This is a genomic window from Streptomyces xanthochromogenes (genome assembly GCF_014650455.1).
Taxonomy (GTDB): domain Bacteria; phylum Actinomycetota; class Actinomycetes; order Streptomycetales; family Streptomycetaceae; genus Streptomyces; species Streptomyces xanthochromogenes.
This window is the reverse complement of sequence record NZ_BMUZ01000008.1, coordinates 315,921-327,661: the sequence shown is the minus strand read 5'-3', so window position 1 is coordinate 327,661 and position 11,741 is coordinate 315,921. Positions and strand designations below refer to the sequence as shown.

Annotated in this window: 7 protein-coding genes; 2 read left to right on the top strand and 5 right to left on the bottom strand. The window is 67.4% G+C overall.

What is annotated here, in order from left to right; translation table 11 throughout:
* Positions 1-148: 148 nt before the first annotated feature.
* From IE267_RS22465 to ngcE, 5 genes are all read right to left on the bottom strand, one after another.
* Positions 149-1,252 (bottom strand): ABC transporter substrate-binding protein, encoded by a 1,104-nt coding sequence (locus IE267_RS22465; RefSeq protein ID WP_189764484.1) that lies wholly within the window; start codon positions 1,250-1,252, stop codon positions 149-151.
* 133 nt (positions 1,253-1,385) lie between these two features.
* Positions 1,386-2,585, bottom strand: coding sequence for an ROK family transcriptional regulator (locus IE267_RS22460; RefSeq protein ID WP_161257329.1), 1,200 nt, complete (start codon positions 2,583-2,585; stop codon positions 1,386-1,388).
* Between the two features lie 226 nt (positions 2,586-2,811).
* The gene (locus IE267_RS22455; protein ID WP_167152734.1) at positions 2,812-3,726 is read right to left on the bottom strand and encodes a carbohydrate ABC transporter permease; all 915 of its coding nucleotides are present in this window, start codon (positions 3,724-3,726) and stop codon (positions 2,812-2,814) included.
* 10 nt (positions 3,727-3,736) lie between these two features.
* Positions 3,737-4,663 (bottom strand): carbohydrate ABC transporter permease, encoded by a 927-nt coding sequence (locus tag IE267_RS22450; RefSeq protein ID WP_167152735.1) that lies wholly within the window; start codon positions 4,661-4,663, stop codon positions 3,737-3,739.
* Between the two features lie 45 nt (positions 4,664-4,708).
* Entirely contained in the window at positions 4,709-6,133 is a 1,425-nt protein-coding gene (gene ngcE, locus IE267_RS22445; RefSeq protein WP_167152736.1) for an N-acetylglucosamine/diacetylchitobiose ABC transporter substrate-binding protein, read from the bottom strand.
* 485 nt (positions 6,134-6,618) lie between these two features.
* On the opposite strand from ngcE, the gene IE267_RS22440 reads away from it, so the two are divergent.
* A complete protein-coding gene (locus tag IE267_RS22440) occupies positions 6,619-10,446 on the top strand; it encodes a GH92 family glycosyl hydrolase (protein WP_189764440.1) in 3,828 nt (1,275 codons plus the stop codon).
* 161 nt (positions 10,447-10,607) lie between these two features.
* Entirely contained in the window at positions 10,608-11,561 is a 954-nt protein-coding gene (locus tag IE267_RS22435; RefSeq protein ID WP_167152738.1) for an FG-GAP repeat domain-containing protein, read from the top strand.
* Positions 11,562-11,741 lie beyond the last annotated feature (180 nt).

The following is an 11,741-nucleotide window of genomic DNA, read 5'->3' as shown; positions in this document are numbered from 1 at the left end:
GCGCGGAGGTCGAGCAGAAGAGAACAGCAAGAGCCGAAACGTTCCGTCCGGCGCCCCCGCCGCAGCGGGGGCTGAGCGGGCGCGGGGCGCCGGAGGGCTTTTCGGAGCGCTCAAGTCCCTTGGGTGGCAAGGGACTTGGCGAGGGGAACTACTTGAGGCCCGCCGCGTCGCAGGCGGCCTTGTAGTTGGCGGTGCAGATCTCGGCGACCGTGTAGATCTTGTCCTTGATCACGGTGTCGTTGATGTTGTCCTTGGTCAGCGAGACGACCGGGACGATGTTCGACGGGACGGCCTTGGTGGTCGGCGAGTCGATCTTCTTCGGGGCGATCGAGCCGAGGTCCTGGCCCTTGGCGAGCTTGACCGCCATCTCGGCGGCGATCGCGTCCTCCTGCGGGTAGGACTTGTAGACGCTCATGTACTGCTCGCCCGCGAGGATGCGCTGCACGCCCGCGAGTTCGGCGTCCTGGCCGGTGACCGGCGGGAGCTTGGAGAGACCGGCCGCCTTGAGGGCGGTGATGATGCCGCCCGCCATGCCGTCGTTGGCGGAGTAGACGCCGATGACCTTGTCCTTGCCCAGGGCGGAGAGCGCGCCCTCCATGTTGGCGTTGGCGTTCTCGGGCTTCCACTCCTTGGTGTCGTACTCCTTCCCGATGTTCACCTTGCCGTCGAGCTCGGCGTGGGCGCCCTTCTTGAAGAGCGCGGCGTTCGGGTCGGTGACGGCGCCGTTCATCATGACGATGTCGCCGGACTTGGCCTTGTCGCCCAGGGCCTGGAGGAGGGCCTTGCCCTGCACGTGGCCGACTTCCTCGTTGTCGAAGGACACGTAGGAGTCGATGGGGCCCTCGGCGAGGCGGTCGAAGGCGACGACCGGGATACCGGCCTGCTTGGCCTTCTTGACCGAGGCCGCGATGGCCTTGGAGTCGACCGAGTCCACGATGAGCGCGTCCACCTTGTTGGTGATCATCGTGTCGGCCTGCTGGTTCTGCGTCGTCGCGTCCTGCTTGGCGTTCGCGTAGACGATCTGGCCCTTGCCGTTGGTCAGTTCCTTGACCTTGGCCTCGATCAGCGGCTTGTCGAACTTCTCGTAGCGTGCGGTCTGGTTCTCCGGGAGCAGCAGACCGATCTTGAGGTCGTCGCCCTTCTTGGCGCTGTCGGACGACTTGGTGCCGCCGCCCGACTCCTTGGCGCTGCCACAGGCGGCGAGTGTGACGGCCATCGCGGTGGCGGCAACGGCTACAGCGGCACGACGCATGTTCGTGTTCACTTCAGAAACCTCCCTGACGAGGCCGCGACGTTGCGGCCGAGGTGGCTGGAAGTCAACTCGGCGTTAAGCCCACCGTCAAGGAGTAAATCCTTAACGAGATGACAACGGTGCCATCCGTTATCTAAGTGAAGGCAGGCGCCGAGGCGGGGAGTGCACTGTCCAACAGGGTCGAATCCCCCATTTCGCTCAGGACGAGGGCCAGCGCGCCGAGCACTTCGGCACGTCCTCCGAGGGCCCCCGGAAGGACCGACAACTGCCGCGCGGCGCTGGGGATCGCATACCGCGACACGGAGTCCCTGATGGGGCCCAGAACCAGCTCCCCGGCCTCCGCCAGATCGCCCCCGAGGACCACCCGGCTGGGGTTGAGGAGGTTGCACAGGTTGGCGACGCCGCTGCCGATGTGGCGTCCGACGTCGGCGATCACCCGGCGGCAGCCCGGGTCGCCCTCGCGGGCCATCCGGACCACCCGCTCCATCGTCAAGTCTGCCCCGTGGCTGGATTGCAGCAAGGGGAGCACGTAGCGGGCCGCGGTGAAGGTCTCCAGGCAGCCGCGGTTGCCGCAGCGGCACACCGGTCCCGACTCGTCCAGGGTGATGTGCCCGATCTCCCCCGCGGTGCCGCCCGGCCCCCGGTAGATCTGCCCGTCGATCACCAGGCCGGCGCCCACACCGCTGGCGACCTTGATGTACGCGAGGTCGCGCACCCCGCGCCCGGCGCCCCAGACCAGCTCGCCGAGCGCGCCCAGGTTGGCGTCGTTGTCGACGTACACCGGCACGCCCAGACGCCCGGCGAGCTCCTCGCTGGGGTTGATGCCGGTCCAGCCCGGCAGGATCGAGGTGGAGCCGAGCGTGCCGGACTCCACGTCGATGGGCCCGGGCACCCCGAGACCCACCCCGATGACCTTGTCCTGGCCGATGCCGGTGGCCGCGATCAGCCGCTTGACCAGCTCTTCCGCCCGGCCGAAGCCCTGCGCGGAGGAGGCGTCGACATCGAGCGGCTCGGACTCCTCGGCGAGTACCTGATGGGCCAGGTTGCCGACCGCGACCCTCAGGTGCGTATGGCCGAAATCGACGCCGATGACGATGCCGGCCGACCCACTGAGCGAGACGCTGCGGGCCCGGCGGCCGCCGGCCGACGTGGGGGTGACCTCGACGGTCCCGCCGTCCTTCAGCTCGCGGACGATGTTGGAGACGGTGGCCGCGGACAGGCCAGTCGCTCTGGCGATCTCGGCCTGGGTCAGCGAGCCCGCCATGCGCACGGCCCGTACGACCCGTTCGAGGTTGGCCCGGTGCAACGACGTCTGCGACCCCGGAGTCTCCATCGACTCATCCACTCCCACCGTAGGCGGGCGGCACGACGGCCGCCCCCGCACGGAGCCGCAGCAATGAGGCCCCGTCTTTTCTCCAACATGTGAACCCTAAGCTCAGCCTTCGGGGTGGTCTCCCGTCAAGACCTGAGCGGACGCGGTACGGATCGGGGAACACGCGACCGCCCGCGGGCACGGGGCCCACGGGCGGTCGGGGGAAGAGGGCGGGTGTTCGGGGCGGCTACTTGAGCGCCCCCGCGGTCAGGCCCGCCTGGACCTGCTTCTGGAAGACGATGTAGACGGCGAGCACGGGCAGCATCGCGATCGACAGGCCCGCGAAGAGCGCGCCCCAGTCGCCCTGGTAGCCCTGCTGCACGGCGAGGTCCGCGAGGCCCTGGGTGAGCACCCAGTGGTTGGTGTCGCCCTGGTTGAGCACCAGGGGCAGCAGGTACTGGTTCCACTGACCGAGCACGTTGAAGATGCCGATGCTGATGATGCCGGGCTTCGCCATCGGCAGCATGATCTGGAAGAACGTCCGGGTGTGCGAGGCCCCGTCGATCAGCGCGGCCTCGGCGACGGTGGTCGGCAGCGTACGGAAGAACGCCGTCATGAAGAAGACCGTGAACGGCAGCGAGTACGCGATGTAGATGAGCACGAGCCCGGGCAGCGTGTTCAGGATGCCCAGGTTCTTGCTGACGAAGAACAGCGGGACGAGCACCATCACCACGGGGAACGCCATGCCGCCGACGAACAGGAAGTAGATGAACCTGTTGCCGGGGAACTCGAAGCGGGCCAGCACATAGGCCGCCATCGAGCCGAGCAGCATCGTGCCGAAGGTCGAAAGACCCACCACGAAGGCCGTGTTGAGGAAGTACTGCCCGATGTTGGCCTTGCTCCAGGCCCGCGACCAGTTGTCGAAGTGCAACTCGGTGGGCAGCGACCAGGGGTGGGTGAGGATGTCCCCGGACGTCTTGAACGAGCTCCACAGGGCCCAGAGGAGGGGCACGCCCACCATGAGCGCCCAGACCAGGAGGAAGACGTGGGAGAAGGCGTTCAGCACGCCTCCCTCACTGCTGCGCCACTTCCAGCGGGCGGCGCTGGCGGTGGGCGGTACGGCGGACTGCTCGCCGTCCACCTGCATGGTTTCGGTCGTCATCGCGCCACCCCTAGAATTCGATGCGCTCGCGGCGCGAGAGCCGCATGCTGAGAATGGCGAACACCAGGGTCACGATCAGCATCGCGACACCCATGGCGGCGGCCATTCCGTACTGGCTGTTGTCCCGGAACGCCGTCTTGTAGAGGAGCAGCGGGACCACGTCGGTGGATTCGTCGGGGCCGCCGACGTTCACCGACATCAGCTGTACGTAGATGAACGCGTCCATCGCGATGATGCCCATGTAGACCCAGGCGGTGGCGACGGTGTCCCGCAGCAGCGGCAGGGTGATCCGGAAGAACGTCTTGACCCGTGAGGCGCCGTCCAGGAGGGCCGCCTCGTAGATCTCGCCCGGGATGGAGGCCATTCCGGCGGAGAACAGAACGACGTAGAAGCCGACGTTCGCCCACACCATCACGACCATGATGCAGATCAGCGCGATGCTGGAGTCGCCGAGCCAGGACTGCTGGAGCGAGCCCAGACCGACGCCGGAGAGCAGGGAGTTGAGCATCCCGTTCTCGGGGTCGGGGTTGTAGATCTGCTGCCACAGGATCGCGATGATCGTGATCGAGAGGACCTGCGGGAAGAAGAAGATCACCTTGTAGAGGCCGGAGCCCCGCACGCCGGCGACCCCCGCAGAACCCCTGCGACGGCCGCCGACATTCAGCATGAAGGCGAAGAAGAGACCGAAAGCCAGCGTGACGACCGGCACGCAGAGCAGCAGAAGTACGTTGTGCCACAACGCCTTCCAGAAAAGGTCGTTGTGGATCAGCTTCTGATAGTTGTCGAGCCCGATGAAGTTCTTCTCGGGAGTCAGTCCGCTCCAGCTCGTCAGCGAAATCTGGAAGTCCTGGAGGAAGGGCGAGATCACGAGGACCCCGTACAGCGCCAGGGGAATTGCCAGGAATCCGATGATGAACCGGTACTTGCCGTGTCGCATGTCGCCGGTCGCTCTCGTCTCAGCCAGTAGTGGTAAGCGACCCCGTCAGAGGTGCTTGAACTTCGGGACGGAGGAGTCCTTCTTGGTGTCGTCCGAGGCCTTCTGGGCCTTGTCGATCCACTCGGTGGCCTTAATCTTGCCGCTGAGCAGGTCCAGGGTCAGGTTGCCGATGGTCTCGTTGTTCAGCTTCTTGTACCAGTCCTGGAGGCGGGAGTTGAGGACGTTCGGGCCGGCCGCCTTCAGCGCGGCGTTCGCCGAGGTCAGGCCCGGCGTCAGGGAGAGGCCGTCGGCGGCGCCCTGGACACAGGTCAGCGACTTGATGGCGTTGGTGAAGTTGGTGGTCTGCTTCTTGCTGAGCATGATGCGCAGCAGTTCCATGCCGCCGGTGGGGTTCTTGCCGTCCTTGGCCACGATGAACGGCTCGCCGGCCGCCGCGTACAGGGCGCCGAAGGGCAGCTTGTCGCTCGGGCCGGAGCCGATGAGGGAGCCGACCGCGAGGCCGAAGTCCTTCGGCATGGTGGGCGCGGCCTCGTTCTCCACCCAGGAGCCGTCGGCCACCATCGCGGCGCGGCCCTGCGTCCAGGCGGTCTGCATCTGGATGTGGGTCATGCCCTCGGAGCCCTGCAGGAAGTAGCCCTGGCCCGCCAGCTCCTCGTAGTACGAGATGACTTCCTTGACCGCGTCGGTCTTGAAGGCGCCGTCGTCGAGGTTGTCGATCGCGTTGAGCGCCTCCTTGCCGCCGACCTTGCCGATCTGGTGCAGGAGGTCGAAGTGCACGTAGTACGGGTACTTGCCCGGGTACGTGAAGGGGGCGATGCCCGCGGCCTTGATCTTCTTGCAGAGCGCCAGCATGTCCGAGAAGGTCTGGGGGTAGGTCCAGCCCTTGTCCTTGAACAGCTTGCTGGAATAGAAGGTGCCGTAGACGGTGAACGCGTAGTTGAACGCGTACACCTCCTTGGAGCCGAACTGGCCCTGCTCGACGGTGCCGGCGATCAGGACGTCGCGGACCTTCTTCGAGGGGTCGTCGATCGTCGGCGCGTCCAGGAGCGGGGTGAGGTCCTGGAGCTTGCCGGTCTTGGCGAGGGCCGCGGTGTCGAGGTTGTCGGCGCCCGAGTTGTCCATGAAGTCCGGCGGGGTGCTGCCGGCGAACCGCGGCTGGAGCTTCGGGCCGATGGCCTGTGTGCCGGTGTGCTTGATCGTGATGCCGTACTTGGCGTTGTAGTCGGCCTCGGCGGACTTGATGTAGTCGTCGCCGAAGCCGCCCTTGAAGACGAAGGCCTCAAGAGCCGTGCCCTTGTTGACACCCAGCGGGTTGTCCGCCGACTTGGTGCCCTGCGAGCTCGGCTTCTTGGTGGTGTCACCGCTGTCGGAACTGGCACATGCGCTCAGCAGTGACGTCGCCGGCACCGCAAACAGGCCGATCGCCATGGCCCGCTTGAGTGCGTCACGGCGGTTGATCTCGGATCCCATGCTCAAGTCCTCGCCTTCTCCAGGACTCATGCGGTGCAGCGGAATCCGCCGACGCCCGCGAACAGTTGAAGCGTGAGTGATCTCGTACATCCATCGCGGAGGCTGCCCGGTCCCGGGCCGACCGGCCCGCACGCGTTCCCCCCGCCCGCGTTCAGCGGGTTGCCCGGACGCCGACAGGTATAGTCCACTTCCCGTCAACTGAGCAAGATCGAAAGCACGGTTGGCCGACAGTCTTTCCCGAGTTGAGACCTCGCGGATATATCTCTTGGTCCGTACCAATGTGGAGGAGGCTGTTGCTTTTGACGCGCATTACACACCTTGACGTCCGCATTGCCCCCGCCGATTCCGGCCATCCATTCCTTCCCAACACCCTTGACACCAACCGGCACTTGCCACGCTACTGGATCCTGCGTTTCCGCTCTGACAACGTTGTCCACCTCGCAGCTGCCGGTTGAACCCGGTACGCGCCGAAGGAAAGGGCCCGCATGCTGCCCAGATCCCGGTACCGACGAGCGCCGGCGGCCGCCCTGGCCGCCGCCTCGTTCCTGCTCGTAGTGACGGCCCCCTCGGCCGTCGGAGCACCGTCCGCGCCGGCTCAACCCCCGCTGTCCGGCGGCCGGTTCAGCACCTCGTTCGAAACCGGTCAGCCCCAGCCGGACTGGACCAATACCGTAGATACGGACCGTGCGGGAACCAAGCGGGCCTCCGGGGTCGACGGCGCGTTCACCAGTGGGATACCGGGCAATGTGACCGACAAGGTCACCGACGTCCGGGCCAGCGCCGAGAACACCGACGGCGGCGAGGTGAAGGAGAACCTCGTCGACGGCCAGCCCAGCACGAAATGGCTCGCCTTCCAGCCGACGGCTTGGCTCGAATTCGATCTGTCCGAACCGGTGAAGACCCTCACCTACGCGTTGACGTCGGCCAACGACGCTCCCGAACGCGACCCCAGGGACTGGACCCTGAAGGGCTCCACGGACGGCAAGGACTGGAAGACCCTGGACAGCCGCTCCGGCGAGAGCTTCAAGGACCGCTTCCAGACCAGGACGTACGACTTCGCCAACACCACCGCCTACGCGCACTACCGCCTGGAGATCACCGCCAACGGCGGCGCGCCCATCACCCAGCTCGGCGACATCCAGTTCTCCGACGGCGACACCAGCACCCCGGCCCCGCCCGACATGCTGACCACGCCGGACCGCGGCCCGGGCGGCTCCCCCACCGCCAAGGCGAACGCGGGCTTCACCGGGAAGCGGGCGCTGCGCTACGCCGGTACGCACAAGGCCGACGGGCGGGCCTACTCGTACAACAAGGTGTTCGACGTCGACCTGCCGGTCACCCGGGACACCGAGCTCGACTACAAGGTCTTCCCGTCGATGACGGAGACCGACCTCACCTACCCGGCCACCAACGTGTCCGTCGACCTCGCCTTCAGCGACGGCACCCATCTGAGTGATCTGAAGGCCCTCGATTCGCACGGCGGGGTGCTCAGCCCGCAGGGCCAGGGCGCCGCCAAGACGCTCTACGTCAACCAGTGGAACCAGGTCTCCTCGGTGATCGGCACGGTCGCCGCCGGCAAGCGGGTCGACCGGATCCTGGTCGCCTACGACTCCCCCAGGGGCCCGGCCAAGTTCCAGGGCTGGATCGACGACCTCACCCTCGCGCCGAAGAAGCCCGCCGAGCCCCTGGCGCACCTGTCGGACTACGCGCTGACCACACGCGGCACCCATTCGAGCGGCTCCTTCTCGCGCGGCAACAACTTCCCCGCGACCGCGGTGCCCAACGGGTTCAACTTCTGGACGCCGGTCACCAACGCCGGTTCGCAGGACTGGCTGTACGACTACGCGCGGCGCAACAACGCCGACAACCTGCCCACCCTCCAGGCCTTCAGTGCCAGCCACGAACCGAGCCCGTGGATGGGCGACCGGCAGACCTTCCAGGTCATGCCGTCGGCGGCGGCCGGCACCCCGGACGCCTCCCGGACCGCCCGGGCGCTGCCCTTCCGGCACGAGAACGAGACCGCGAAGCCGTACTACTACGGCGTCACCTTCGAGAACGGTCTGAGGACGGAGATCACGCCGACCGACCACGCGGCGATGATGCGGTTCACCTATCCCGGTGACGACGCGAGCCTGATCCTCGACAACGTGACCAACCAGGGCGGCCTCACCCTGGACCCCAAGACGCGTTCCTTCACCGGGTTCTCGGACGTCAGGAGCGGCCTGTCCACCGGCGCCGGACGGCTCTTCGTATACGGGGTCTTCGACACGGCGGTGACCGCGAGCGGCAAGCTGCCCGGCGGCGGAGGCGCCGACGTCACCGGCTACGCGCGCTTCGAGGCGGGCAAGGACCGCACCGTCACCCTGCGGCTCGCGACCTCCCTCATCAGCGTGGACCAGGCGAAGGCCAACCTGGCGGCCGAGATCCCCGCGCGGACCGGCTTCGACACGGTCAAGGACCGGGCCCGCCAGGCGTGGGACAGGATCATGGGCCGCATCGAGGTCGAGGGTGCGTCCCAGGACCAGCTGACCACCCTCTACTCCTCGCTCTACCGGCTCTACCTGTACCCCAACTCGGGCTTCGAGAAGGTCGGTTCGAAGAACCGGTACGCCAGCCCGTTTGCGCCGAAGGCCGGCGAGGACACCCCCACGCACACCGGGTCGAAGGTCGTCGACGGCACGGTCTACGTCAACAACGGGTTCTGGGACACCTATCGCACGACCTGGCCGGCCTACTCGCTGTTCACCCCGAAGAAGGCCGGCGAGATGGTCGACGGCTTCGTGCAGCAGTACAAGGACGGCGGCTGGATCTCGCGCTGGTCCTCGCCCGGCTACGCGGACCTGATGACCGGCACCAGCTCGGACGTCGCCTTCGCGGACGCCTATGTGAAGGGCGTGAAGTTCGACGCCGAGGCCGCCTACGAGGCCGCCCTGAAGAACGCCACGGTCGTCCCGCCCTCCTCCGGAGTGGGCCGCAAGGGCATGACCACCTCCCCCTTCCTCGGCTACGCCCCCACCTCCACCCCCGAGGGCCTGTCCTGGTCGATGGAGGGCTACGTCAACGACTACGGCCTGGCGAAGATGGGCCAGGCGCTGTACGAGAAGACGAAGAAGCCCCGGTACAAGGAGGAGTCGGCGTACTTCCTGGGCCGCGCCCAGAACTACGTGAAGCTCTTCGACTCCAAGGCGGGCTTCTTCCAGGGCAAGGACGCGAGCGGTCAATGGCGCGTGGACAGCGCCAAGTTCGATCCGCGCGTCTGGGGCTACGACTACACCGAGACCAACGGCTGGGGCTACGCCTTCACCGCCCCGCAGGACTCGCGGGGCCTCGCCAACCTGTACGGCGGCCGGTCCGGCCTCGCCCGGAAGCTGGACACCTACTTCGCGACCCCCGAGACGGCCTCGCCCGACTTCGCCGGCTCGTACGGCAGCGTCATCCACGAGATGACCGAGGCGCGGGACGTGCGGATGGGCCAGTACGGCCACTCCAACCAGGTCGCGCACCACGTCACGTACATGTACGACGCGGCCGGGCAGCCCTACAAGGCGCAGGAGAAGGTCCGCGAGGTGCTGCGGCGCCTCTACAACGGCAGCGAGATCGGGCAGGGCTACCACGGCGACGAGGACAACGGCGAGCAGTCGGCCTGGTACGTGTTCTCGGCGCTCGGCTTCTACCCGCTGGTGATGGGCAGCGGCGAGTACGCGATCGGCTCGCCCCTGTTCACCAAGGCGACCGTCCATCTGGAGAACGGCCGCGACCTGGTCGTGAAGGCGCCGAAGAACAGTGCGGCCAACGTGTACGTGCAGTCCCTGAAGGTCGACGGGAAGGCGTGGAACTCCACGGCCCTGCCGCACGACCTGCTGGCGCGGGGCGGCACGCTCGACTTCACCATGGGCCCCGAGCCCTCGTCGTGGGGCACCGGCCAGAACGCGGCGCCGGTCTCCCTCACCAAGGACGACAAGGTGCCCGCTCCCCCGGCCGACGCGATCACCGGTTCCGGTCCGCTGTTCGACAACTCCTCCGCGACGTCCGGCGAGTTGACCTCGGTGGAGCTGCCGGTCGCGGGGCCGACGCGGACGCTGCAGTACACGCTCACCTCGGCGGACCGCGCCAAGGCGCCGACGTCCTGGACGCTCCAGGCCTCGACGGACGGCACCACGTGGAAGGACGTCGACCGGCGCACGGGCGAGCGGTTCTCCTGGGACCACCAGACCCGGGTGTTCTCAGTGCGGGCCCCCGGCTCGTATCCGCACTACCGGCTGGTGAGCGGCAGCGGGTCGGCGACGCTCGCGGAGGTCGAGCTGCTCTCTTGACCGGGTTTGGCCCGATATCGGCTTGACGAGGTCCATCTTCGCGTCGGGTCATGCCAGTTGACATGTAAAGATGCGGTGGATCTGTCGCGGTGGGATGCCGGACGGCTCGTGAGTCGTCCGGCATCCCGGCCGTGACCTCATCGTCATCACAGGAGCACTACGTGGCCAAATTCAATGGCCGTAAGACCGGCAAGGCGTTCTCCCGTCTCGCCGTGGCGGCGATCGCCGCCGCACTCGTCGGCGTCGGCGCCGGCGCGGCCTCGGCCGACGGTGTCTACCCGGGCCACCTGCCCGCGGCACCGAAGCACGCGCCGAAGCAGGCGCCGAAGGCCAGGAACTTCGCCGCGGCGGCCCCCGCCGCGACGCCCGGCAACGCCGCGAACCCGATCTTCGCGCTGCTCGCCGTCGACAACTCGAACAGCGGCTGGGTCTACGGCCCGAACGGCACCGGCGGTCTGGGGGCGCGCACGATAGCCGGCTACTTCCCGTACCTCGCCAACGACACGTTCGTCGACAACAACGCCGACGGCGACATCGACGGCGAATGGCAGTGGGACGGCAACGGGAACCTGCGCTACTTCAAGGACACCGACACCGGCTCCGGCACGCCGATCGGCGGCGGCTGGAACATGTACGACAAGGTGCTCTCCCCCGGCAACCTCGCCGGCGGTCAGGCCTACGACCTGATCGCGCGCGACAAGGCGGGCGTGCTGTGGCTGTACCTCGGCTACGGCAACGGCACCATGACCAGCCGCATCAAGGTGGGCGCCGGCTGGGACGCGTACACCCAGATCGCCGGCAAGGGCGACCTGAACGGTGACGGCAAGGCCGACATCGTGGCGCGCGACAAGGCCGGCGTGCTGTGGCTCTACAAGGGCACCGGCAACTACAGCGCGCCGTTCGCGCCGCGCACCAAAATCGGTGGCGGCTGGAACGCGTACAACACGCTGGTCTCCACGGGTGACGTCGACCTGGACGGCAGGACCGACCTCATCGCGCGGGACACCAACGGCGGCCTGTGGCTGTACAAGGGCACCGGCAACGCCGCCGCCCCGTACCAGGCGCGCGTCCAGATCGGTTACGGCTACAACATCTACCGGCTGATGACCTCCTGACGCACGGCACGCAAGAGCAGCGGGGCCGCACCTCCTTCGCGGGGGGTGCGGCCCCGCCGCCGTCGCGGCAGCAGCCCGGGCCGCCGAGGCCGGATTGTGCCCCCTGGGAAGTTCACTCGTTGGAGCGGAGGAAAATCCCATCTTCCGCCCATACCAAACGAGTTGACATGTAAAGATGCG